Annotated in this window: 19 protein-coding genes; 11 read left to right on the top strand and 8 right to left on the bottom strand. The window is 60.1% G+C overall.

Annotation, left to right across the window (positions count from 1 at the left end; genetic code table 11):
- Positions 1-87 precede the first annotated feature (87 nt).
- Complete coding sequence (locus H8B14_RS20835; RefSeq protein ID WP_187317610.1) at positions 88-1476, top strand: alginate O-acetyltransferase AlgX-related protein; 1389 nt, start codon at positions 88-90, stop codon at positions 1474-1476.
- Between the two features lie 104 nt (positions 1477-1580).
- Positions 1581-1829: a hypothetical protein gene (locus tag H8B14_RS20830; RefSeq protein WP_187317609.1), complete on the top strand. Its 249-nt coding sequence runs from the start codon at positions 1581-1583 to the stop codon at positions 1827-1829.
- 108 nt (positions 1830-1937) lie between these two features.
- Here the strand turns inward: H8B14_RS20830 and asnS are convergent, their stop codons facing one another.
- Positions 1938-3341 (bottom strand): asparagine--tRNA ligase, encoded by a 1404-nt coding sequence (gene asnS, locus H8B14_RS20825; protein ID WP_187317608.1) that lies wholly within the window; start codon positions 3339-3341, stop codon positions 1938-1940.
- A 284-nt stretch (positions 3342-3625) separates the two neighbouring features.
- Here asnS and rpoN point away from each other — a divergent pair, with 284 nt between their 5' ends.
- From rpoN to H8B14_RS20810, 3 genes are all read left to right on the top strand, one after another.
- Positions 3626-5200, top strand: coding sequence for an RNA polymerase factor sigma-54 (gene rpoN / locus H8B14_RS20820; protein WP_187317607.1), 1575 nt, complete (start codon positions 3626-3628; stop codon positions 5198-5200).
- 144 nt (positions 5201-5344) lie between these two features.
- Entirely contained in the window at positions 5345-5974 is a 630-nt protein-coding gene (locus tag H8B14_RS20815) for a hypothetical protein (protein ID WP_187317606.1), read from the top strand.
- Between the two features lie 131 nt (positions 5975-6105).
- Positions 6106-6291 (top strand): hypothetical protein, encoded by a 186-nt coding sequence (locus H8B14_RS20810; protein WP_187317605.1) that lies wholly within the window; start codon positions 6106-6108, stop codon positions 6289-6291.
- Positions 6292-6357: 66 nt separating this feature from the next.
- Here the strand turns inward: H8B14_RS20810 and H8B14_RS20805 are convergent, their stop codons facing one another.
- Entirely contained in the window at positions 6358-7749 is a 1392-nt protein-coding gene (locus tag H8B14_RS20805; protein WP_187317604.1) for an FAD-dependent oxidoreductase, read from the bottom strand.
- Between the two features lie 811 nt (positions 7750-8560).
- Here H8B14_RS20805 and H8B14_RS20800 point away from each other — a divergent pair.
- Positions 8561-11212 carry a TonB-dependent receptor gene (locus H8B14_RS20800; protein ID WP_187317603.1) on the top strand — a complete coding sequence of 884 codons (2652 nt, stop codon included), beginning with the start codon at positions 8561-8563 and terminating at the stop codon, positions 11210-11212.
- 262 nt (positions 11213-11474) lie between these two features.
- Positions 11475-14240 (top strand): TonB-dependent receptor, encoded by a 2766-nt coding sequence (locus H8B14_RS20795; RefSeq protein WP_187317602.1) that lies wholly within the window; start codon positions 11475-11477, stop codon positions 14238-14240.
- Between the two features lie 84 nt (positions 14241-14324).
- Here the strand turns inward: H8B14_RS20795 and H8B14_RS20790 are convergent, their stop codons facing one another.
- The 6 genes from H8B14_RS20790 to H8B14_RS20765 form a co-directional block, all read right to left on the bottom strand.
- Complete coding sequence (locus H8B14_RS20790) at positions 14325-14921, bottom strand: alpha-ketoglutarate-dependent dioxygenase AlkB family protein (RefSeq protein WP_187317601.1); 597 nt, start codon at positions 14919-14921, stop codon at positions 14325-14327.
- A gap of 13 nt (positions 14922-14934) precedes the next feature.
- Complete coding sequence (locus H8B14_RS20785) at positions 14935-15654, bottom strand: hypothetical protein (RefSeq protein WP_187317600.1); 720 nt, start codon at positions 15652-15654, stop codon at positions 14935-14937.
- A 221-nt stretch (positions 15655-15875) separates the two neighbouring features.
- On the bottom strand, positions 15876-17159 hold the full coding sequence (kynU, locus tag H8B14_RS20780) for a kynureninase (protein ID WP_187317599.1): 1284 nt from the start codon (positions 17157-17159) through the stop codon (positions 15876-15878).
- A 26-nt stretch (positions 17160-17185) separates the two neighbouring features.
- Positions 17186-18211: an amidohydrolase family protein gene (locus H8B14_RS20775; protein WP_315984856.1), complete on the bottom strand. Its 1026-nt coding sequence runs from the start codon at positions 18209-18211 to the stop codon at positions 17186-17188.
- 125 nt (positions 18212-18336) lie between these two features.
- Positions 18337-19650, bottom strand: coding sequence for a glycosyltransferase family 39 protein (locus tag H8B14_RS20770; protein WP_187317598.1), 1314 nt, complete (start codon positions 19648-19650; stop codon positions 18337-18339).
- Positions 19651-20187 (bottom strand): 3-hydroxyanthranilate 3,4-dioxygenase, encoded by a 537-nt coding sequence (locus H8B14_RS20765; RefSeq protein WP_187317597.1) that lies wholly within the window; start codon positions 20185-20187, stop codon positions 19651-19653.
- A gap of 539 nt (positions 20188-20726) precedes the next feature.
- Between H8B14_RS20765 and H8B14_RS20760 the strand changes: the two genes are divergently transcribed.
- From H8B14_RS20760 to H8B14_RS20745, 4 genes are all read left to right on the top strand, one after another.
- Positions 20727-21905: a hypothetical protein gene (locus H8B14_RS20760; protein ID WP_187317596.1), complete on the top strand. Its 1179-nt coding sequence runs from the start codon at positions 20727-20729 to the stop codon at positions 21903-21905.
- A gap of 114 nt (positions 21906-22019) precedes the next feature.
- Positions 22020-22811: an SDR family oxidoreductase gene (locus H8B14_RS20755; protein ID WP_187317595.1), complete on the top strand. Its 792-nt coding sequence runs from the start codon at positions 22020-22022 to the stop codon at positions 22809-22811.
- Positions 22812-22912: 101 nt separating this feature from the next.
- Positions 22913-23635, top strand: coding sequence for a glycosyltransferase family 2 protein (locus H8B14_RS20750; protein WP_187317594.1), 723 nt, complete (start codon positions 22913-22915; stop codon positions 23633-23635).
- Positions 23636-23716: 81 nt separating this feature from the next.
- Positions 23717-25552 carry a hypothetical protein gene (locus H8B14_RS20745; protein WP_187317593.1) on the top strand — a complete coding sequence of 612 codons (1836 nt, stop codon included), beginning with the start codon at positions 23717-23719 and terminating at the stop codon, positions 25550-25552.
- Positions 25553-25672: the final 120 nt, after the last annotated feature.

Raw genomic sequence — 25672 nt, 5'->3', positions numbered from 1 at the left:
GTGGCCACGGCCGTGCTGCTGGTGCTGAGCGCAGGGGCGCTACTGGGCAGCTCGTTCAATCCGTTCATTTATTTCCGTTTCTAAGCCGTGGCTGACTTTCGTGCTCCCAGAAATACCGCCGGAACTACCGCCGACCAAGCGGCCGAACAGACGGCCGGGCAGACTTCTGGAAAAACTGGGCAGGCTGCCGGGCAAACGCCCAAGCGGGTGTTGTTTGGCCTGCTGCTGCTCCTGCTGCTGGCCCCCGCCATCCAGGCCAAGTTTCACTGGGTGAAGGTGGCTCCGCTGGACGGCTACTTCGATGAGAACAAGCACCCCGACTTCACGTGGGCGGACCTGCGCAACAACACCTACCAGCCGCGGCTGGAGGCGTATCTGGAGGAACAGCTGGGCTTCCGTAGCTGGCTGCTGCGCCTGCACAATCAGCTGGTATACTCGCTGTTCAACCAGACCACTATTCCGACAGTAGTGGCCGGCAAGGATGACGTGCTGTTTCAGCCGCTCAGCATCGATGTGTATCAAGGCCTGGGATATGCGCCCGAGGAAATGGACAACCGGGTGCGCTGGCTCCGGACAGTGCAGGATTCGCTGCGGGCGCATGGCACGCAGTTTTTGCTGGTGATGGCGCCCGGCAAAGCCCGCATTCTGCCCCATCTGTTGCCTGAGCAATACGCCAAGCGCCCGGTGAAGCCCAGCAACTACGACGCTGTAGCGCAAGCCACTCGCAAGTATGGCGTAAACGTGCTCGATGCCGCCGCCCTGATGCTGCGCTGGCAGGACACCACCAAGTACCCGCTGTTTCCGCGCGGCGGCACGCACTGGAGCGGCTACGCCACGGCGCTGGTAGCCGATACCATGTTCCGGCAAGTGGAGTATCTGACGAAGCTGGACCTGCCGGACTTTGCCTCGCGCGGCTTCAGCGTGGCCACCACCACCGACTCCATCCGGTTCACCGACGATGACATTCAAAAGATTCTCAACCGCATGTGGGAAGTGCCGCCCTACCCGATGGCGTATCCGAAAGTGCAGTTCGCGCCAGATAGTGCGGCCAAGCAAAAGGCTAATGCGCTGATTATCGGCGACAGTTTTGCGCAGAGCTTCTACAACTTCTACCCCTATTACCAACGCCTGTTTACGCCCGAAGCCCGGTACTGGGCCGGCAACGAGTACGTGTTCTGGCCGGAAAAAGCCCCCGGCTCCCACACTGTAAAGGACCTGGACCTGAAGCAGGAGTTGCAGGGGCGCGACATCGTCATCATCATCTGTACTGAGCAGAACCTAGGCCAGCTGGGCTTCGGGTTCATCAACAGCGCCTACCGCCTATACCGCCCCCGCACGGCCGCCGATGAAGAGGCCATTAATCAGATAGCTAAGGAATTGGAGAAGAAGGCTTCGTGGGAAGAAATATCCAACGACCCAAACTTCGCCCGAACCATCCACTACAAAGCCGAAGCCATCTACGACGAGACGCACTAGCCGGGGCGGCAGAGCTGGGCAGGAGCTGTTAGCCAGCGCGGAATAGCGCAACCGGGTTGAGTGGCCGCTGCGTATGCAGACTTCCCACCATCCTCACCGCCGCCATGTCCGCCGCCTACAAACCCATTAGCTGCAGCTTCTACGACGAATTGGAAGCCCGCGCCACCACCGCCCAGCCCTGCACCCTCACCTACCGCACCGAGCCCGACACGCCGCCCAGCACCTACCACGGCATCATCCGGGACTTGTTCATCCAAGACAAAGTAGAATACCTGCGCCTCGCCGACGGCTTTGAGCTGCGCCTAGACAACCTGCTGGCCGTGGACGACAAGGAGCTGCGGAATTATTGCTAGCCGCCTACTACCCCCAAAGTCAAGCGGCCGCCCCACTTTCGTAAGGCGGCCGTTGAAGCGTCCACAAAATCTGTACAATCCGCAGAAATCAGCGACAATCTGTGATTCTTAGAACTCCGCCGATTTTGGGAAGCGGGGGAAAGGAATGACGTCGCGGATGTTGGCCATACCGGTTACGAACAGGATGAGGCGCTCGAAGCCCAGGCCGAAGCCGGCGTGCGGGGCGCTACCGTAGCGGCGCGTGTCGAGGTACCACCAGAGGTCCTCTTCGGGCACGTGCATTTCCTGCATGCGCGTGCGCAGCTTCTGCAGGTCTTCCTCGCGCTGCGAGCCACCGATGATTTCGCCGATGCCGGGAAACAGCACGTCCATGGCGCGCACGGTGCGGCCGTCGTCGTCGAGCTTCATGTAGAAGGCCTTGATATCCTTGGGGTAGTTGGTCAGGATAACCGGCTTCTTGAAGTGCTTTTCCACGAGGTAGCGCTCATGCTCGCTCTGCAGGTCGGTGCCCCAGTCCACCGGAAACTCAAACTTCTGCTTGGCCGACTTCAGGATTTCCACGGCCTCGGTGTAGGTGAGGCGCTTGAACTCATTGTCGACCACGAACTGCAGCCGCGCCAGCAGTTCCTTGTCGTACTGGTCGTTGAGAAACTGCAGATCATCGGGGCAATGGGCCAGGGCGTAGCGCACGAGGCTCTTGAGGAAGTCCTCGGCCAGGTCCATGTTGTCGTGCAGGTCGTTGAAAGCCACTTCGGGCTCAATCATCCAGAACTCGGCCAAGTGGCGGGCCGTGTTGGAGTTTTCAGCGCGAAACGTGGGGCCGAACGTGTAGATCTTGCCCAGGGCCATGGCCGCCAGCTCGCCTTCCAGCTGCCCCGATACGGTGAGGTTGGTGGCCTTGCCGAAGAAGTCCTGCTTGTAGTCTACGTGGCCGGCCTCATCCAGCGGCGGGTTTTGCTCGGGCAGCGTGGTTACACGGAACATCTGGCCGGCACCCTCAGCATCGGAACCGGTGATGATGGGCGTGTGGACGTAGAAGTAGCCGTGGTCGTTGAAGTACTGATGCACCGCAAACGCCATGGCGTGCCGGATGCGCAGCACCGCTCCAAACGTGTTGGTGCGGGGGCGCAAATGGGCAATTTCGCGCAGAAACTCCAGGGTATGGCCTTTCTTCTGCAGCGGATATTCGGCGGTATCGGCCGAGCCGTACACCGTAATTTCAGTAGCCTGAATTTCCACCGTCTGGCCTTTGCCCTGCGAGGCTACCAGCTGACCGCGCACGGCAATGGCGGCGCCGTTTTCTACGCCGTCAGCCTTCAGCTTTTCCTCCGGAAACTGCTCGGCGTTGGCCACCACCTGGATGGAATTGAAGCCGGAGCCGTCATTCACGGCAATAAACTGCACATATTTGTTGCCGCGGCGGGTGCGCACCCAGCCTTTCACCAGCACTTCGCGGTCCAGGTCGGTGCTGCGGAGCAGGTCCTGCACGCTGGTCTTTCGGAGGTCGGACATCAGGTAGTCGGTTCTCGGAGGTTGGAAATTGATAAGTAGGCAAAGGTAGAGGATTTGTCAGCCCGTTTGCACCCTTATATCTGTCATCCTGAACAGTGCGAAGGACCTTCTTGCACCTGGGATGCTATCCAAAGGGGTTTTGGCTGACGTGACAAGGTCCTTCGCGCCACTCAGGATGACAGACGCAGGCCAACATTTTCCCTGAAACTCAAGTACAGAAAGGCCTATCTTTGGCTAACACACCCCGTTTTCTATCTGAACGGGGCGTACGCGCTTTTCAGAGTATGCAACGACTGGACATGAAGCAGCTTCTCTCGCAGAAGCTGAGCCCGCAACAGATTCAATTCATTAAGCTGCTGCAAATTCCGACGGTGGAGTTGGAAGCTCGCATCAAGGAGGAGCTGGAAGCCAACCCGGCGCTGGAAGAAGGCGACGAGGCCGACGACGACTTCGAGGACCAGGAGCGCGACGACGAAACCGACGACTTCGACGACCCCGATGCCGAGTTCGACAACCCCGATAACACGCTGGAGGAGGACTTCGACCAAATCAGTGAGGAGCAGCCTGAGATAGAACTGCCCGTAAAAGAAGAGCCACTGGAGCAGAAGGAGTCGGAAAGCGCCGACGACCTCGACCTGAGCGACTACCTCAACGACGACGAAATAGCGGGCTACAAAATGCAGGGCGACGGCCCCGGCGACGACGACGACGACCGGGAAATGCCCCTGGCCGACACCAGCGGCTCGCTGATTGACTCACTGCTCGACCAGCTGGGCTTTGCCGACCTCGACGACAAGCAGGAAGCCATTGGCCGCCAGCTTATCGGCTCAATTGATGGCGACGGCTACATCCGCCGCGACCTGTCGGCCATTGCCAACGACCTGGCCTTTGCCCAGAACATTGAGGCTACCGAGGCCGAAGTGGAAAGCGTGCTACATGTGGTGCAAAGCTTCGACCCGGCCGGCATCGGGGCCCGCGACCTGCAGGAGTGCCTGCTGCTGCAGCTAGAGCGCCGCCCGCAGGACGAAGCCACCGAGCACGCCGAGCGGATTCTGAACGAGACGTTCGACGAATTCACCAAGAAGCACTACCCCCGCATTCAGCAGCGCCTGGATCTGGAAGACGACGAGCTGAAGGAAGCCATTGCCCTGATTCTCAAGCTCAACCCCAAGCCCGGCGGCACCGGCCCGGTAGGGCTGGGCAAGGTGCAGTACATCATCCCCGACTTCATCCTGACCAACGACAACGGCAGCTTCAACCTCACGCTCAACTCGCGCAACGCCCCCGACCTGCGGGTGAGCCCGGCCTACACGGAGATGTTCCGGGCCTACGACAAAGGCGCCAAAAAGGACAAGAAGCTCAAGGAGGCCGTCACCTTTGTGAAGCAGAAGCTGGACTCGGCCAAGTGGTTTATTGATGCCATCCGGCAGCGCCAGAATACGCTGCTGCGCACCATGGACGCCATTGTACGCTACCAGCGTGAGTTCTTCGCCGAAGGCGACGAGAGCAAGCTACGCCCGATGATTCTCAAGGATATAGCCCAGGAAATCAGCATGGACATCAGCACCGTGAGCCGGGTAGCCAACTCGAAATCGGTGCAGACGGAGTTCGGCATTTACCCGCTCAAGTACTTCTTCTCCGAAGGCATTGCCACCGACTCCGGTGAGGATGCCAGCTCGCGCGAGGTGAAGCACATCCTCAAGGAAATCATTGAGGGGGAGAAGAAGGACCGGCCGTTGAGCGACGACAAGCTGGAAAAAATGCTGAATGCCCGCGGCTACAACATTGCCCGCCGCACGGTGGCCAAGTACCGAGAGCAGCTCAACATTCCGGTGGCGCGCCTGCGCAAGGAACTGTAGTAGGCTCCAGCTACATTATGAACGTCCTGCAGAGGCGCAGCCGAAGCATCTCGCTAGAGTAGATTCTACTATACTGATGAGATGTTTCAGCTGCGCCTCTGCAGGACGTTCTTTTCCGCTTCCCTTCCCTCTTCACTCCGCTTCTTGACCCGCACACTAGCCACGCTCCTATCGGCCGTTCTGCATCCGCTACTCGTTCCCAGCTACCTCGTTGCCGTGCTGGCGTATGGGTTTCCGGCGGCGCTGCTGCCACTAAATGCCGATGCGCGCTGGCAGGTACTGCTGCTGGTTTGGGGCCTCACGTTCTGGCTGCCGGGTCTGGCGGTGTGGTTGTTGGTGCGCAGTGGGCGGGTGAGTTCCGTGGAGCTGTATGAGCGGCGGCAGCGCCCGTTGCCGCTACTGCTGGCCGCCATGGCCTTTGCCGCCGCCACAACCCTTACGGTGTGGGCTCCGGCCTACCGCGCCCCGCTGCTGACACTGGTGCTGGGCGGCATCACGGCTGCCGTGCTTCTGACGCTGCTGGTCACGTTCTGGTGGAAGATTTCGGCGCACGGCGTGGGACTGGGCGGGGCCGTAGGGCTGCTGGCGCTATTATTGGGGCGCCCCTACCCCACCGATGGGCGCGCGGCCGGGTGGCTGGCGGCCGCCGGGCTGGCCGCGGCCGCGGTTTTCTGGGCACGGCTACGGCTGCAGGCCCATACGCCCGCGCAGCTATGGGCCGGGTTGGGGCTGGGTGCGGCGCTGGTGCTGGCGGCCGGGCTGGGGCTAGGCTAAGCAGTATTCCGTTCGTCGGGTTAAGTGATGAGTCCACCTGCCTGAAACGGAAGTTCAGCCAATAGAGGATAGCAGAGCAGATCCAGGGCTGAGTACTGATAGTATAAAGGCTATACATCAATCTCTTCGCTATGTCCCTGCTCCGTTCACTCGCCTTGGCTGCTTTCCCCCTTTTTCTGGTAGGTGTGTTGCTTCTGGAGCTGGTGGGTCCGGTGGCACCGGCTACCATGCGCGCCGCCCGTTCAGCCCGCGCCTCACTGGTGCAGCGGTCTGCCCCGATAGCGCCCGTACGGATGCCAGATCTGGCTGCATATTAAGCAATCTTAGCCCAGGTTATAACACAGCATTCTACAGCAAACTGCTTGCCCGATACTGTACACTTGCTATGCTATGGAGCCCATCTGCTGCATCTGCTGGCGCACCAGTTTCTGTACTTCCGGCAAGTCGTAGTCGCTTTCCTGCTGAATGTGCGGCATCAGTTGCTGCATAATACGCTCCTGCCGCTGCCCGTTGGCCAGCGCCTCAGCGTATGGCGTATCAGGCGAAAAGGTAACCTGGGAGTAGAGTGGCAGCCAGTGGTCGGGGTATTGCGCTGATATTTTGCTCTCAATTTTCTTTTGCAGCAAAAACCGCGGGTCGGCTACCCGGTCGCGCATTTCCTCGAAATTATAAATAGCCAGGTCAGCCATGGCGTCGGCATTGGGCTTGCGCTGCTCCTGAAACTGCCGAAACACGGTGTGCCAATCTGCGCCATATTGGTCGAGCAGTTCACTGAGCACGCGGCAGTCCTCGAAACCCGCATTCATGCCCTGCCCATAAAACGGCACAATGGCGTGCGCCGCATCCCCAATCAATACCGCCTCATCCTGATACGACCAGGGGTAGCAGCGCACCGTCACGAGCGAGCCGGTGGGGTTCTGGAAAAAGTCGTCGGTGAGTTCCGGCATTAGAGGCAGTGCATCGGCAAACACCTCCCCAAAAAACGCCTCCACCTGTGTTGGCGTCTGTAGCGTGGCGAAAGAGTACGGACCTTCGTAGGGGAAGAACAGCGTGCAGGTGAAGGAGCCATCCAGGTTGGGCAGCGCAATCATCATGTATTGGCCGCGCGGCCAGATATGCAGCGCATTTTTCTCTAGCTGCCAGCCCCCATCAGGGCCGGGCGCAATATTCAACTCCTTATAGCCGTAGTCGAGGTAGCTCTGTGAGTAGTTGTAGCGGTCGGTTTTCTGCAGGGCTCCGCGCACCGCCGAATAGGCTCCGTCAGTACCAAACAGGCGCTGGTAGGGCTGCACGTACTCCTGGTTGGTGGTGGTGTCGCGCAGGTGCAGCTGCTGGTCGCGCAAGTCTACGTGCAGGCATTGCTGGTTGAAACGCACCGTTACGCCCGGTTCAGCCTCGGCCAGATCCAGCAGCGCCCGGTTCAGGCCAGCCCGCGAAACCGAATAGATAGCCTGCTGGTCGTGGCCGTAGGGCTGGTACGTAAGCTGGCCGCGCACGTCATGCATCACGCGCCGGTACATCGGGATGGCCACCTGCCGCACCTGCTCGCCAATACCCACGCCTTCCAGCGCCCGCCAGCCCCGGTCAGAGAGGGCCAGGTTGATGGAACGTCCTTCCAGCGGACCGGCCAGCCGAGGATCGGGCCGCCGCTCCAGCACTTGCACACTGTGGCCGCGCCGCGCCAGGTACAGTGCCAGCAACGAACCTACCAGCCCAGAGCCCATCAGGGTTAACGACTCAGCAACAGCAGGAAGTGGAGAAGCGGAAGCAGACATAGGGCGAAACCAGGTGGAGTAACAAAAACGAAGCTACGGGTTACGGCCGGATTCTGCGTTGGACACCAACAGGCTTTATCTGAAAAGCAACCTGGTTCGACCGGATTCAGGCTTGCTTCAGCGTAAAGCGGAAACTGCACGTCGCGGACGCAGTAAATTTGAACTATAGATTTAAAAAGTATAATTAAAATGAAATCATGACATGCTTCTCCTCCGCCTTTTTTCCCAGCTTGCTAGTGCTGCCCGCTAACCGAATTGCCAGCCCCTCGGCTCAGGCTAGCCTTTCTGCGCCTCCAACGCCTTCGGTTGCTGCAGAAGTGCAATCTGCCTCGCTGCCTGCCACCGAAGCTACGGCTCCACTTCCTACATCTTCGCTATGTGTAGGTGGCTATACTGTGGGAGAAGGGCCGTGCGCGGAACTATATGGCCACCCCGATATCCGCTATTAGTGCTAATTGTCTGTGGAATTACTGTTGATACAATCTTTTTTTATTGCATTCTGAAGCCTGTTTCGGCAAGCCTGAACCCTGCCAGGCTGCTGCTGACCGCAATGAGTGTAAATCAAACATGTTTAATATTAATTAAGTACAATTAAGTGCTTACTAATAAAGTTGTGGTTTTCAAATGATTGCCCTGTTTTTAGTTATGCTTAACACCTATAATTTTGCAGAATGTTTCTTTTTCTTTTTTCCTGAAAACACTTCTGTTGCACACTAATCTCCTTATGAAGAAAAATTACTATCTACTTCTCACTTTGCTGTTTATGTTGTTGCAAGCCGCTCCGCTGCTTGCGCAGGATGCCTCAGTAACTGTGAGCGGAATTGTACAGACTGATTCCGGTGAGCCATTACCGGGCGCGACAGTTTTTGTGAAAGGCACATTTATTGGTAGCAGCACCGACCGCGAAGGCCGGTTTCAGCTACGAGCCGACTTCTCGGAGCCGCCCGTAGTGCTGTCGGTGTCGTTTGTGGGCTACGAGACGCGTGAGGTATCATTGCCCCAGCCTGATAATGCGGTGCAGGTGACGCTCAAAATCAACTCTACGCTTACCAGCGAAGTAATTGCCTCGGCCTCCCGGGTTCAGGAAGGCATTCTGCAGGCCCCCGTAACGGTGGAAAAGCTCAACACCCAGCAGGTGGAGCGCATCCCAACGGCCGACCTGCAAGTAGGCCTGAGCCAGTACAAAGGCATTGATGTGAACAGCAGCAGCCTGCTGATGAACTCGCTCAGCACGCGTGGCTTCAATTCGGCCAAGTCTGAGCGCCTGATTCAGCTCACCGACTACTTCGACACTCAGTCGCCGAGCCTGAACGTGAATGCCGGCAACCTGACCGGCTTGCCCGAGCTGGATGTGGAAAGCATTGAAATCATTCACGGGCCGGCTTCGGCGCTGTATGGTGCCAATGCCTTCAACGGTGTATTGCTGCTCAACTCCAAGGACCCCTTCGTGACCGAGGGCCTGAGCGTGCGCCTGCGGGGCGGCCAGCGCAGCCTGCTGGAAGGACAGCTGCGCTATGCCCAGAAGCTGGGCGAAAAGTTCGCCTTCAAGATTGTAGGCTCTTATCTGACAGCCGACGACTGGCTGGCGAGCAACTACTCGGCAACCAGCACAGTTATTGAGGCTCGCAACAACCCGGAAAACTCCACGCTGGGCTACGATGCCGTGAACCGCTACGGCGACGTACGCAACACGTTTACGGCCAACCAGCCCTTGCCGGGCGGGGTGTCGCCGGAACTCGTCGGCAAAACGGTGTTTATGCCGGGCTTCACCGAGCAGACCCTGATTGGCGACGACAACAAAGCCAAGTCGTTGAAGGTGCACCCAACGCTTTCGTACCTGCTGACCAGCAGCATCAAGCTGACAGCAGGCTTCAACTACAGCCGGGGCACGGCTTCCTACCAAAGCAGCAGCCGCTACCGGTTCAAGGACTTCGGTACCAACCAGTTTCACGGGGAAATCAAGAGTGCCCGCTGGTTTGTGCGCGGGCAGTCGGTGCAGGACTTCGGCGGCAATTCCTACGACATGAACTTCCTGGGGTCGTTTCTGCAGGCGGCTCCCGTAGCCGATGGCAGCACAACCCGCAACGCCGACGTGTATTTTGGCACTTATAACGGGGCCTACAAGCAGGCGCGCAATGCCGGCGCTACGCCGGAGCAGGCCCAGGCCCTGGCCCAGACGCAGGCTAACGCCACCCAGCTCGACCCCAACGGTGCCCGTTTCCAGCAGTTGCGCAGCCAGATCATCAGCGACGCTACGCCGGGCCGCGGCGCCCGCCTCAACCCCAGCTCGCTGCTGAACGAAGGCAACGCCCAGTACAACCTGCCGCTGGCCGAAAACACCGACCTGATTGTGGGCGGCGCCTACCGCAAGTTCCGGTTGGGCTCCAACGGCAACCTGTTTGCCGATGACAATGCCCGCATCCAGAACAACGAATTAGGCGGCTATGCGCAACTCACGCAGAAGCTGCTGGATGAGCGCCTGAAGCTGGCCGTGGCCGGCCGCGTGGATGCGTTTAAGAACTTCGATGCTGCTTTCTCGCCCCGTGCCTCGGTGGTATACTCGGCCGGCGCCAGCAAGCAGCACAACTTCCGGGCCTCCTATAGCCGCGCCTTCCGCTCGCCCACCCAACTCGACCAGTACATCCGCCTCGATGTAGGCCAGGTGCTGATTCTAGGCAACGTCGACAACGGCTTCCAGGGCTACACTACGGCTGCTGCCAACCAGGCTACCATTGTGGCGGCCCAAAGCAACCCGGCCGTACTGACACCCTTCGAGTATAGCGCCGCCGCCCTGAAGCTGGAGCGCCTAAGCACCTACGAAGCCGGCTACAAAGGCACGCTGGGTGAGAAGCTGGCCCTGGACGTAAACTACTACCAGAGCTACTACAACGACTTCATCGGGGCTCAGCGCTTCGTGGGCAACCGCGACGGCAGCCGCCCGACGCCGGCCCAGCTAGCCACAGCCCTGCAGACGCCCCAGCCCTTCCAGGGAGCAACCTCTCCCACCCGCATTCTGCAGGTTTGGACCAACGCTCGCCAGGAGGTGCGCACCCACGGTGCCGCCCTGGGTGCCAGCTACAGCGTAGCGCAGCCTCTGACCCTGACAGCCAACTACTCGCTGAACGTGCTGGACAAGAGCAACCTGCCCGACAACTTCCAGTCGTTCTTCAACACACCCAAGCACAAATACAACGTAGGCGCCAACGGCCTCGTGAACAGCCGCCTGAGCTATGCCCTGAACTACCGCTGGGCCCAGGGGCACCTCTACGAGCTGCCGTTTGCCGTGGGCGAGCTAGCCGACTACAGCTCCGTGGATGCGTACGTTGGCTATGCCATTCCGCAGTTCTTCACAACTGTGCAAGCCGGCGGATCTAATCTACTGGATGCCACTAACACTCAGGTATATGGCGGTCCGAACATCGGCCGTCTGGTATTCGTGGGTTTGCAGGTAGACATTAAATAACAATTCACTGCTGCACTGCGGAAAACGCCGCCTTGGTCCCAAATCGGGACCAAGGCGGCGTTTTTCATTCTCCAGTAATGCGTAAAGCACTTGGTAGTGATTTTCATGCAAACCCGCTATTCCCGATTCGGGAATACAATTGGGCGCTATTTTCATTTATTCGGCCCCTGTATATACACTGTTCATCGAAAAGTGCTACATGGCCCTGCGTTTCAGGCTTAGGTTTGACCTTTCTGCACCTACCTCACTACCTATTGCTCCAATGAAACATGTTTACCCGCCTTTGCTGGCGGCATTGCTCCTCCAACAGTCTCAGGCCGCTACTGCAGCCGCCACCGGCGACAAGCAGCCTCGCAAAGCTACCCGCACCACTTCTCTATTAAAAAGCACACCGGATGCTCCGATTAAAAGCGTGAGCGGCGCTGTGCTCGACGACGACGGCCAGGGCCTGCCCGGCGCCACGGTGTTCATTAAAGGCACCTTTATCGGCACCAGCACCGACAGCCAGGGCCAGTTTGCGTTGGCCGTAGACTTCACCAATGGCCCCGCGACGCTGGTCTTCTCCTACGTGGGCTTCGAGACGCGCGAAATTGAGGTGAAGCGCCCCGATAACACCCTCAACATCGGCCTCGCACCCAGCCCAACCCAGCTGAACGAAACCGTAGTATCGGCCTCCCGGGTGGAAGAGCAGGTGATGCGCGCGCCAGTGACGGTGGAAAAGATTACGGCCCGCCAGATCGAGCGGATTTCGACGCCGGAAGTGCTGGCCGGTTTGGGCCAGTTCAAGGGCATCGACGTGAATTCGGCTTCCATGCTGTTCACGTCCATCAGCACGCGCGGCTTCAACACGGCCAAGTCGGAGCGCGTAATTCAGCTGTATGACTACGCCGACGGGCAACTGCCGAGCCTCAACCTGAGCCCCGGCAACCTGGTGGGCATTCCGGAGCTGGACATGGAAAGCATTGAGGTGGTGCACGGCCCGTCGTCGGCGCTGTACGGCGCCAACGCCTTCAACGGTGTGGTGCTGTTCAACTCCAAAGACCCGTTCGTGTACGATGGCCTGACGGCGCGCATCCGTGGCGGCCAGCGCAACCTGCTCGATGGGCAGCTGCGCTACGCCCAGCGTATTGGCCGCAAGCTGGCCTTCAAGGTAAACGGCAGCTACCTGACCGCCAACGACTGGGTGGCCAGCAACTTCGACGCCACCCGCGGCTCGGTGAATCCGGCTGGCTCACCACTAGGCTACGAGGCCCTGAACCGCTACGGCGACCTGAGCTACACCTATAATCCGCAGCAGCAGCTGCCCGGCGGCACCAGCGCCGAGCTGTACGGCAAAACGGTGTACATGCCCGGCTTCACGGAAGAAGAAACCGTGGCCCAGGACAACAAAACCCGCTCTTACCGGCTGCAGGGCAGCGTAGGCTACCTACTGCGCGACGACCTGAAGCTGACCGTGGATGCCAAGCGCGCCGTGGGCACGTCCACGTACCAGAACCTGAGCCGCTTCCGCATCAAAGACCTGGGCCTGAACCAGTACAAGGTGGAGCTGAAGGGCTCGCGCGGCTTCCTGCGGGCGTATTCCTCAGAAGACTTCAGCGGCCAGACCTACGAGCTGAATTTGCTGGGCGCCTACCTGCAGCTCTCGCCCACGGCGGAAGGCGGCAACACCAGCTACTACCAGCAGTACCTGGCCGTGTACAACAACGCCTACAAAATGGCCCGGGCCGCCGGCCAAGACGCCGCCACGGCACAGGCCACGGCCAAAGCCTCGGCTGATGCCACCCAGCTAAAAAGTGCCGACCCACGGTTCGGCCAGCTACGCCAGCGCATCATCGACAACCCTGACAATACGCAGGGCGCCCGCAACACGCTGAACTCGTTTCTGAACGACGTGAGCGGCCAGTACCAGTTCAAGTTTGGCGACGCCACCGATCTGGTGGTGGGCGGCGCTTACCGCGAGTACCGCCTGGGCTCCGATGGCCGGATTTTCTCGGATGCCAACGGCCAGCGCCTGCGCAACTACGAGTACGGCGGCTACGCCCAGCTTTCGCAGCTGCTGCTGGAAGACCGGCTGAAGCTGGCCGTGGCTGGCCGCGTGGATGAGTTCCGCAACTTCAAGCCGGCCTTCTCGCCACGGGCCTCGGCTGTATACTCGGTGGGCACCGACAAGCAGCACAACTTCCGGGCGAGCTACGGCCGTGCCTTCCGCAGCCCCTCGCAGCTGGAGCAGTTCTCGGCCACCGAAATCGGGTTTGGCCGCATCCAGGGCAACATCGGCAACGGCTACCAGGGTTACAGCCGCACCAACGCGGCGGGCCAGCCCTTCGGCACGGCGCCACTCAGCACGTTTGAGCTGAGCCTGGGCCGCCTGCAGCTGGAGCGCGTACACACGGCCGAAGTGGGCTACAAAGGCATTCTGGTGCCTAAGCTCTACCTCGACGTGAACTACTTCTACAGCCGCTACCGCAACTTCATCGGGGGCACCACCTTCATCGGCAACACCGATGGCAGCCGCCCCACCCAGGCCCAACTGGCTACGGCCCAAAGCACTAACTTCGGCCCCGGCCAGCCTACGCGCCTGATCTACACCTACTACAACAACGACCGAGTGAACACCCAGGGCGGCGCCGTGGGTTTGACCTACTACGCCACCCGCGCCGTGCACGTCTCGGCCAATTACAGCCTGAACGTACTGGACCGCAAAGACATTCCGGCCGGTTTTGCCACGTTCTTCAACGCCCCCAAGCACAAGTACAACGTGGGCGCCGAGGGCCTGCTGGGCCAGCACCTGAGCTACAACCTCAACTACCGCTGGACCCAGGGCCACCTGCAGGAAATGCCCTTCGCCACCGGCACCATCTCTGACTACAGCACGCTGGATGCCTACCTGGGCTACACGCTGCCGAAGCTGGGCGCCACGCTGCAACTAGGCGCGTCCAACCTGCTTAACAGCCAGAACGTGCAGGTGTACGGCGGCCCCGGCATCGGCCGCCTCGCCTACGCGGGCCTGCTATTTGAGCTGAAATAGCGCTCAGTAACGCTTAAGGTAATCACCAAAACGGCCGGCTTCCAAATGGAAGGCGGCCGTTTTGATTGGTATTGACTTGAGCACTTACCCGCCCACAATCTGGCGAAACGTGAGGTTGAGGCGGGGGCCGGCGAAGCGGGCGGTTTTGGGCACGGCGTGCAGCCAGTGCTGCTGGGTGGCGCCGCGCATCAGCAGCAGACTGCCGCCGGGCAAGTCCAGCGACACGGGGGCGTGGAGCGTGCGGGCCGGGTCGCGGGGGCGCAGGCGAAAGCGGCGGGTGCTGCCGAGGCTGAGCGAGGCAATGACGGGCGCGGGGCCCAGCTCGGGCTCGTTGTCGGCGTGCCAGCCCATGCTGTCTTGGCCGGAGCGGTAGAGGTTGAGCAGGACGCTGTTGAAACGGGCGCCGCTGGCGGTTTCCAGCTGCTGGCGCAGCTTCTGCAGCGCGGGCGTCCAGGGCTGGGGCTCCAGCGCGAGGCCGGAGTAGCGGTAGCGGGCCGTGGGGTCGCCGTGCCAGGCTGTGAGGCGGGGCTGCAGCACTTCCTTCCCGAACATCTTGATGGGCTCATGCCGCCAGGCAATGGTGTCGGTCAGCTCCCGGAGCAGGGCGTCGGCCACGTCTGCGGGCAGGAAGCTTTCATCCAGCCATACGTCGGCATCGGGCAAAGACAGCGGCAGCAGCACGGCTAACCGGGGGCTACTGACGGTTCATAATCTGCTCTACCTGCTGCTTCACGTCTTGCGGCTGGTGCTTGAGCAGGTATGGCAGCAGCAACTGCAGGCCCCACATCAAAGCAAAGCAGACGAGCATAGGTGGAATCAGGCTGCGGCTGCGGTACGCTGACTTTTGCACGTAGCGGGGCCAGAACCAAAGCAGGTAGGCCAGCACGGCCGGCACGTTGAACAGCACGATGGCCAGGTACGGGTTCAGGCCCTGCAGCATGGCCCAGGCCATAATGTTGGACATCACCAGCAGATACACTACCATAAACAGCAGCAAGCCTACCACAGCCCGCTTGCGGCCCAGCCGAAACAGGTTTATGGCCATCAGCACACCGCCGCCTATCATCATCATTGACATAGGCAGCAAGGAAAACAGCACAATGGTGCCCGGCGAATAGAGGGCCGGCTCTTCCGCATCAACATCTGCCTCGACGGCCCCGGTTGCCCGATTGCCGGGCAAAGGCACCGGAGCGGCCGTAGCTTCGCGGGTTATCTTTTCTTTTTGCTGCTGCGCTACAATGGGGCCATACTCGGCGCGAATTTCTACGGCCTCGGGCTCAGGCATACCGCGCCGGTCCAGCTCGTCGAGAGCCGCCAGCACAGCATCTTCCCGATACTCCGTGCGGTTACGCACGTACAGGAGCAGCTCAGACAGGTTTTTGCGGGGCATTTTCTCCGCGTACTCTTCAGACATGGCACTGGGGTCAATAGGAAACCACCGAAGGTCGGTGGTATTACGCAGAACAGCACGCACCGGGAAATGATGCCCGAAATGTTACACGGGGGAGAGTAGCTGAGTAAGGGAGTAACTGAGTATGGAGCAATTAGTAGCGTGAACTTTGTAGTTCGCGCCTCCGCGCCGTTGCACCCATCCGAACGGCGCAGGGACGCGAACTACAAAGTTCGCGCTACTAACTACTCAGCTACTCGCCACTCCGCCAGGGCGGCACCTACGCGCTGCACATCCTGGAAGGAATTGTAGAGCGGTACCGGGGCCAGCCGAATAACGTTGGGCTCGCGCCAGTCGCCGATGATGCCTTTGCTCATCAGGTAGTCGAACAGCTGGCGGCCATCTTGCTGCACCAGAATAGACAGCTGGCAGCCGCGAGCGGCGGGGTCCTGAGGCGTAATGATTTCCAAATAACCAGTTGGCAGCTGCAGCCCCCGAATCAGGAACTCCAGGTAGGCCGTGAGCTGCTCGCTTTTGCGGCGTAGCGCGGCCATACCGCCAGCGGCTTCGTGCACCTGCAGGGCGGCTTCGTGCACGGCCATCGTGAGGACGGCCCCGTTGGAGAGCTGCCAGCCGGCCGCGCCCCGCATGGGCCGGAAGCCCTTTTTCATCTTGAAGCGCTCCTTCTCGTCGTAGCCCCACCAGCCGGCCAGGCGCAGCAGCTCGGGTTGGTCGGCAAACCGCTCGTGCACAAACGCGCCCGACACACCGCCGGGGCCCGAGTTGAGGTACTTATAGGAGCACCAGCAGGCAAAATCCACGTCCCAGTCGTGCAGCTGCAGCGGAATGTTGCCGGCGGCGTGGGCCAGATCGAACCCAACGCGGGCCCCCACAGCGTGCCCGGCTTGCGTGATGGCCGCCATATCATACACCTGACCGGTGTAGTAATTGATGCCGCCCATGATGATGGTGCAGAGCGAATCGCCCAGCTCGGCAATTTTGGCTATGATGTCCTCGGTGCGCAGCGTGTACTCGCCGGGGCGCGGCACCAGCTCAACAATGGCATCGTCGGGCTGGAAGCCGCGCATTTGCACCTGCGTTTCGAGGGCGTATTGGTCAGAGGGAAAGGCGCCGCCTTCCATGAGCACTTTGTAGCGCGTGGCCGTGGGCTGGTAGAACGACACCAGCAGCAGGTGCAGGTTGGTGGTGAGATTGTTCATCACCACCACTTCCAGAGGCTTAGCGCCTACTAGATGTGCGGTAGCAGTCTGTAGCCGCTCATGAAACGTCATCCAGGGTGTGTCGCCGCGAAAGTGGCCTTCCACAGCCAGCTCCTGCCAGTTCTGAAACTGTTGCTCGGCAGCAGCGCGGGCAGTCTTGGGCTGCAGCCCCAGCGAGTTGCCGCACAGGTAGATGCTTTCCTGCCCATCGGGACCGGGCGGAATGTGAAACTGATTACGGAAGTCGCGCAGCGGGTCCTGCGCATCAAGTTGGGCGGCGAATTCGGCGGTGGGTTCGAAGGAGGTCATCGGGGCAAAGATACGGCGCCCGCGGCCTACCGGCCCGCCAGAATTTGGGCTACCTGCGCTTCGGGCAAATCCAGCCAGTCCAGGGCATTCTGACCCAGCATGCGGGCTTTCATTTCGGCTGGGAATGGCATGCTCTCAATCAACTCGCCTGGCACCAGCTCACCTAATGGAAACGGGTAGTCGGTGCCAAGCGTGATTTTGTCGGGCCCCAGGGTCTTCACCAGGTAGTCCAGCATCAGCGGATCGTGCACCAGCGAGTCCACCCAGAAGCGGCCCAGGTAGTCGCGCGGATTCACAGGGTTGTCGACGGCGCACAGGTCGGGGCGCACCTTGAAGCCGTGCTCGATGCGGCCGATAGTGCTGGCGAAGGTGCCGCCGCCGTGCGCCACAGCTACCCGCAGCTTCGGCAGCCGCTCCAGCACGCCGCCAAACACCAAGGAGCAAAGCGCCAGAGTGCTTTCGGCGGGCATACCCACCAACCAGGGCAGCCAGTATTTGGGCATTTTCTGCTGGGCCATCATGTCCCAGGGATGCACAAACACGCAGGCGCCTAGGGCCTCGGCGGCCTGAAACACCTCGAATAGTTCGGGCGCATCCAGGTTCCAGTCGTTGACGTGCGAGCCGATCTGGATGCCGGCCAGCCCGATTTTCATGCACCGTTCCAGCTCCCGCACGGCCAGGTCGGGGGCCTGCAGCGGCACGGTGCCGAGCCCCACAAAGCGGCTGGGGTAACGCTGCACCACGCCGGCAATGTGGTCGTTGAGCAGCTGGCTGAGGTCGAGGGCATCGTGGGGGCGGGCCCAGTAGCTGAACATTACGGGCACGGTGCTGAGCACCTGCACCTGCACCCCAAACTGGTCGTACTCACGCAGCCGCACCTCGGGGTCCCAGCAGTTGTCCTGGATTTCGCGAAAGAACTTGTCGTCCTGCATCATGCGGGCGCAACAGGGCTTGTGGTGTTCCAGCCGAATGAAGCCGCCGTAGCCGTACCGCTCGCGCAGATCGGGCCAGCGCTCCGGCAGAATGTGGGTATGGATATCGACGGACAGCACGAGAGAGTATGGAGTATTGAGTACGTGGTAGGGAGTATTGGGTATCCGGTATCGAGTTAATGGATGTCACTTGGCGTTTATCATCCAATGCTAGCTACTCAATACCAAGTACTCTCTACTCCCCTTCACAGCTTTACATCGAAAAAACGCGAGAAATACGTGGCCGCCGTGGTACCATCCCAGCTTATAATGCCCGCGCCGTACTGCCGGGTCTGCCACAGATTCAGCACGATGCCCAGCACCAGCAGCGTCCGCAGCAGCGTATAGGCGGGGCGGCCGTGGGCGCGGGCACGCACCAGCAGCGCGGCCAGCCCCAGCGCCAATAGTGGATATAAGCTGATGAGCGGCCGGGCACTGAAGCCACCGCCGTACCACCACTGCTCCCAGCTGAACGTGACGTACACCACCACCACCACCGTAGCCATGGCCGGCAGCCAGGCAGCGGCTAGCTGCCGCCGCAGCGCCGTGGCCACGCCCAGCAACGCCAGTCCGGCCAGCGGCGTGTACAGCAGCCAGCCCTTACGGAAGCTTAGCAGCCCATCCAACAGGTGCGGGTGCAGGAAGTCGAAGTGCTCGTTGCGGTAGGAATAGAACAGCCAATGCCCGGTGGTAACGCGCCAGAACAGCGGCTGCAGCCCCACCACCAGCCCAAACAACAGTCCGGCTGCCAGCAGCGGGCCGCGGTGCTGCCACCACAGCGCCGGTCGGGCCCGCAGCTCAGCCCCGGAAGTCAGGCCCCACAGCAGCGGCACCAGCCCGAAAAGAATTTCGGTGGGGCGCGTGAGCACCGCCAGCCCCAGAAACAGCCCAATACCCAGCAGAAACCGGGGCTGCCGGCTCTCATACCACCGCGCTGTGCAGTACAGCAACGACGCCTGCCACAGAAACAGCGGCGCGTGTGCCATGGCCGCCTCCAGACTGGCGTAACAGAACAGATTGGTGCCCAGCCCAATGGCAGCCAGCGTCCAGGCGGCAGTGGGCTCGTCGGCCGGGAAGTAGCGGCGCAGCAGCTTGCGCAGCACCCACAGCCCCAGCAGCGCGTGCGCCAGCCCCGCCACCATAATGATCTGCTGGTAGGGCCGTGAGAAACCGTCGGGGGCATAGCGGCCCGCCGAAAGGTTGGCGTAGAGGTGTGCGCCCAGAAACCACGGCACATCGGCCAGGGCCACGCCCAGTGGGTACTTGGTGATGAAGCCGCCCCGCTCCGGCACCGGCACCAGTCCGATGTTCACGTCGGTGCCAGGCTTGTAGGTGCGGTGCAGGATTTCCAGCGAATCGGCGCGGGCCAGGTTGTGGTAGATGAAGGCCGAGGGCAGGTACACGTAGTAGCCGCCGGGGTCCGTATCGAATACCTCCAGCGGCTTCCAGTGGCGCTTCTGAAACATGAGCAGCGCTAGCAAGGCGCCCGTCAGCAGCAGGACGTAACTGGTAGCCCGCATCTACTCCGGGGCCACTACCGGCGCGGGAGGCGCCATTACGGTGCCACACACCTGGCAGGTGCGCTTGTGCTCATCCAGCCAGAACCGGTTCATGATGGGTGGCAGCTGGCTTACGATATCCGTGATTTCGGCGTACTCCTCGTAGAGCTTGTGGCCGCAGTTTTCGCAGTACCACTGAAAGCCGTCCAGCTCGCCGGCCGTGCGGTAGCGCTCCAGCACCACTCCCACCGAACCCGCTGGCCGCCGCGGTGAGTGCGGCACGCCTGGCGGCAGCAGAAACATATCGCCGGCCTTGATGTGGATATCCACCGGTTGGCCGTCCTCGATGATCTTCACCACAATGTCGCCTTCAATCTGCAGAAACAGCTCCTCACCTTCATCCACGTGGTAGTCTTTGCGGGCATTGGGTCCGCCCACCACCATTACAATGAAGTCTTTGTTGTCTTTGAACACCTGCTGATTGCCCACGGGAGGCTTCAGCAAGTGGCGGTGTTCATTGATCCAATGCTGCAGGTTAAAAGGACGGGCAACGGGCATAGGGAAAGGCAGTGAAATGAGAGTAGGCCACCTCGGCCGGGGCAGCGCGGCTGAACTTACGCAAAACCTTGCATGAATGGCCATCCTGGCGCAGTAGCAGCACACAACAGGGGCTTGGCGAAAGCGGCGCTTACGACAACAAGCCACCGTAAATGCATTGCCTGTCGTTAAATAATTGCATCAGCTACGCTCTGTGAGTCTGGAACAGTGGTACATTTTTATTAAATTATAATAATAAAAAATTATCTTTTATTTATAAATAATTGTTTATAGCTTTTATTTAATAAACAATCAGCTACTGCTTTATTCAGCCGCCCGCCTAGGCGAGGGTTGCGCCACGGACATCCACAATACTCCTCGCAGGCTGCATGGCCGGTCCTGTTCTGAATTGCTCGGTTACTTCCGGCATCTGCCTGAAAGCACCGCTACTGTGCCTGAGTGGCGCACACTGGCTTTCACTACTGCATTTACCAGCACTTGGTGCCAGGCGGCACCTTGCTACTCCAATCCATTTCCCACTCTTCCTTAAAAGATTACCTATGAAAAAATTTATCCTGATGCTCGCCCTAAGTTTACTGACAGCCGGAGCAATGGCCCAGTCTAATGGTAGTGTGGTGGCGCAGACCGGCAACCAGAACAGTGGTTTCGTAGAGCAGCGCGGAAGCCAGAGCCAGGCATTTATGCGGCAGGCCGGCAATAAAAACACCGCCACCCAGCAGCAGCAGGGAGCCGGCAACGAGGCCTCTGTCACGCAACTCAACGATGAAAACAGGGCAACCCAAGTACAGGATGGCAACTTGAACCGGGCGACCATTGAGCAAACCGAAATCAGCTCCCGGTTGGTCGGCAGCAACCGGGCGGAGCAGACCCAGCAAGGCACGCTCAATACGGCCACCATCCAGCAAACCGCGCTTGATGGTGACGGCAACCGGGCGGAACAATGGCAAGATGGCAACCGCAATGATGCATCAATTGTCCAAATCAGCTTTGGCGGTCCGAATGCAGCCTATCAGTGGCAGCAGGGCAACAATAATCTAGCTTCCGCCAACCAAGGACCCGGCAGAAACAACCAGTCGGGCCAGCGGCAGGATGGCAACCGCAACGAGGCCATCATCCAGCAGGTGCGCTCCAATAATATGGCCAGCCAAACGCAGACGGGCAATAACAACTTAGCCGACGCTCTGCAAGCCGGAGTTGGAGGCAACCAGTCCACCCAAAGCCAGAATGGCAATCAGAATAAGGCTTTTGTTGATCAGGGCGGCGTGGATATGGCGAGCCAGCTACAAAACGGCAACCGCAACCTGGCAACCATAAGCCAGTCGTTAGGTGATAAGGCCACACAAGTGCAGCGCTTTACCCAAAATGAGGCGCGCATCACCCAAGTAGGTAACAACAACGAAGCAGAACAGATCCAGCAGGGCAGTTTCAGCGAAGCACTTATTGTGCAGAGCGGGTCGAATATGGCTACGCAAAGCCAGCAGTTTGGCTCCAACAACAGCGCCCGCACCGTGCAGGGCACCGGCAACTTCAGCTACACAGGTCAGGAGTTTGGCTCCAATAACCGCGCAGTTACCTTACAGGGGGCTGATAACGAGAACCGTATAGGCCAAAGCTTCGGCGACGGCAACCGCGCGCTGGTTACGCAGGGAACCGGCAACACGAGCAGCGTAAGCCAGATCGGCAGCAACAACATGACCACTGTGAATCAGCTCCCCTAGCTCAGAGGTCGGGCCGGGGCATTTTGCGGCGGCGGCGCAACAGCTAGCAGAAGGAAAGTCGGGCGCGGCAGCATTTGCCTATTTTTAGCGCTCTACTTTCCTTCTGCTTTTTCTATGCATCCAGACCTCCTTTCCCAACGCGCCCTGGTGGGCGGCAGCACGCAAGGTATTGGGCGGGCCGTGGCCGAAGAGCTGGCCCGCCGCGGCGCCACCGTGGTGCTGCTGGCCCGCAACGAAGCCAGCCTGCGCGAAACCGCCGCCGCCCTGCCCACGCCCCATGGCCAGCAGCACCACTACCTCGTCGCCGATTTCGCGCAGCCCGACCAGGTGCGCCAGGCAGTGCATACGTATCTGCAGCAACAGCCCGACGGCTTCCACATCCTCGTTAATAACACCGGCGGGCCGGCCGGCGGACCAATCCTGGACGCACCGGTGGAGGCGTTTCGGGCCGCTTTCGAGCAACACCTGGTGTGCAACCACCTGCTGGCACAGGCCGTGGTGCCGGCTATGCAGGCACGGCGGCACGGGCGCATCATCAACATCATCAGCACTTCGGTGAAGCAGCCGCTGCCGGGGCTGGGCGTGAGCAATACCATCCGGGGGGCGGTGGCCAGTTGGGCCAAAACGCTAGCCAACGAGCTGGGCCCGCACGGCATTACCGTGAACAACGTGCTGCCCGGTGCCACGCTCACCCAGCGCCACACCTCGCTCATCGAAAAGAAAAGCAGCCAGACCAACCAAACTACCGAGGAAATTGAAGCGGGTATGCTGAAGCTGATTCCGGCCGGCCGCTTTGCGCAGGCCGAGGAAGTGGCGGCGGCAGTAGCGTTTCTGGCCTCCGCTGCCGCCGGCTACATCAATGGCACCAATATGCCCGTGGATGGTGGCCGGACGGGTAGCCTGTAAATGAAAGCTGGCAATAAAGCAAAACCTTCGCGCTGCCGCCATTCCACCATTACCTCATTTACCCTACTTTTGCTTACTCTCCGCTACTTACGCTTCGCCCTTTGGTACACATCGACAAGCTTTCTATCGTCATTCCGGTTTATAACGAGGGCCGCACCATCCATCAGATCCTGGATCTGCTGCGGGAGCTGAAGCTGGTCAATGACATAAAGAAGGAAATCATTCTGGTGAATGACTGCTCCACCGACAATTCGGTGCAGGCCATTGAGGCCTACGCGGCCCAGCACCCCGAAATGGGCCTGCGGCTGCTGCAGCATCCCGTGAATAAAGGCAAAGGCGCGGCGCTGCACACCGGCATCCGTGAGGCTACCGGCGACTACGTCATCATTCAGGACGCCGACCTGGAGTACGACCCCGAGGAATACAACGTGCTGCTTAAGCCCATTCTGAAGGGCTTCGCCGATGTGGTGTTTGGCTCGCGCTTCATGGGCGGCAACCCGCACCGCATCCTGTTTTTCTGGCACAGCATCGGCAACAAGATGCTCACCTTCCTGTCGAACATGTTCACGGACCTAAACCTGACCGACATGGAAACCTGCTACAAGCTGTTCCGCCGCGACATTATTCAGGGCCTGAAGCTGGAGGAGAACCGCTTCGGTTTCGAGCCCGAGGTGACGGCCAAAGTATCCAGGGTGAAGGACGTGCGCATCTATGAGGTGGGCATCAGCTACTACGGCCGTACCTACGCCGAGGGCAAGAAAATCGGTTGGCGCGACGGGTTCCGGGCCATCTACTGCATCGTGAAGTATGGCCTGTTCGGCTAGCCGGCAGCAGCCGGCTAGCCGAAGCTACTTCTATCCATTTCCTTTTACCGCAGGCCCCCGGCGGGCTTGCCGCAGCTGCGTATGATGCTTTCCAAACGCTACGCCACGCGTGGGCCGGTGCGCCTGGCGGTGGCCGCCATGTTGGTTTTGCTGGTTTTTGCCTGGCAGCTGTACATGGAGCGGGTGGCGTATTCCGACCTGGCGTACCACCTGTTCTATTATCTGAAAGACAACATCCTGTTTATTCAGAATCAGCGCTTTGTGGCCCTGGTTACGCAGTTGCCTACTCTACTGGCCGTGAAAGCCGGCTTGCCGCTTGATGTGGTGCTGCACCTGTACTCACTGCTGTTTGTGCTGTTCTACACGGCCGTGCTGCTGGCCTGCGCCTATTGGTTTAAGAACGAGCACGTAGCGCTGGTAGTGGCGTTGCAGTACCTTCTGCTGGCTTCGCACACGTTCTACTGGGCGCAGTCCGAGTTTCCGCAGGCGCTGGCCGTGCTGCTGCTCTTTTACGGAGGCGTGGCCCGCCAGACGCCTTTGCCCTGGCGGTTTTCTACGTTGGCGCTGGCGGCGCTAATTCCGGTGTTTATTCTGGGCCACCCGCTCACGTTTCTGCCATTTCTGTTTATCTGGGCCTACGACTGGCTGCTCAACAAACGGTTCCGGGACTGGCCTTATTACGGTATGCTGGCACTGGCTGTAGCTGTATATGGGGTGCGGGTGTACCTGAGTGCCGCCAACCCCTACGAGGCCAACCGCATCAACTTAGTCCCCAATCTTGTTGCTTATTTCCCGCACTACCTGAGCCTGGAAAGCTTCAACAACTTTTGGCACCTGTGTAGCCGCAATTTTCTGGCGCTGCCAGTGCTGCTGGCGCTGCTGACCGGATTCTATACGTGGCAGCGGAACACGTTTGCCTGGCTGCGGCTAGGCTTGGTGTGGGCGGCCGTGCTCGGCTACGCGTTCCTGATCAACGTGGCGTATCCTGATCCGCTGGACCCGGCCTACATCGAAAATATGTACTTGCCGCTCACGCTGTTCGTGGCTGTTCCGTTTGCGCTGGAGCTGCTGCCAGCGCTGGAAGCGCAGTGGCAGGGCCGGGGACGCGTGGTGGCGATGGTGCTAGTGGCTGTGGTACTGGTGGTCCGGCTGGGCGTTATCTGGCAGTGCCGGGTGCCTTATGTGGCCTATCAGCACTGGATGCAGCGGCTGCTCACCTACACGCACGCATTGCCAGAGCGCAAGTTCATTATCAATCCCGATAACGTAGACCCGCACCACCTGCGGGCCGGCTGGCCGTCGTGGGCCTTGCCCGGCGAAACCATGCTGCGTAGTGCCCGCTATTCACCGGATTCAGCGCAAACGATCCGTGCCGAGCAGGAAGCTGTTTCGCTGCTGCTGGAACTTGATGCCCGGCCAGCTACCATGTTTGGACCTTCAGAATACTACAACCAAGCCGAGCTACCACGCAACTACTACCGGTTTCCCCTTACCCGCTACCGGCTGCTCAATACGGCTCCGCCCGCCGACGCCAGTGCGCTGCAGGCCTACATTGCGGCCCGGCCCCAAATACGCCTAGAGCTACCCGAGCGGCCGCAGCCGCTACGAGCCAACAAGCAGCACGCTATTGAGGTGAAAATCAGCGTACCGGACCAGTTGCAGCCACTGCACTCTGGCTTACTGACGCCCCATCCTACTTTGGTGCGCGCAGCCTTCTACAGCGGCCCCAACTGGCCCATTGCGGCCACATTCGTGGAGTCGCCGCTGGAAGTGGACGTCTGGCAGCCCTGGACTCAAACCATTGCCCTCCGAACCCCAGCTGAACCAGGCACTTATATGTTTGAAGTACGCCTCATCAGCAAGGATTTTCAGGAATGGCCCGTGCGGGTGCAGATTCCGGTGGAAGTAGTGAAATAAAGTCTATAAAGCACTTCCACCTCACCCGCCGGAGCAGGCACCGGTTTGTTTGAATTATGGCACCGGCAGCGGCTTAGCCGGCAACGAAAACGGCCTCCCACACACGTGTGTGGGAGGCCG

Origin of the sequence: Hymenobacter puniceus, assembly GCF_014333525.1 — a bacterium.
GTDB lineage: Bacteria > Bacteroidota > Bacteroidia > Cytophagales > Hymenobacteraceae > Hymenobacter.
Note: the sequence above shows the minus strand (reverse complement) of the source record. Positions and strands in the feature narration are given on the sequence as shown.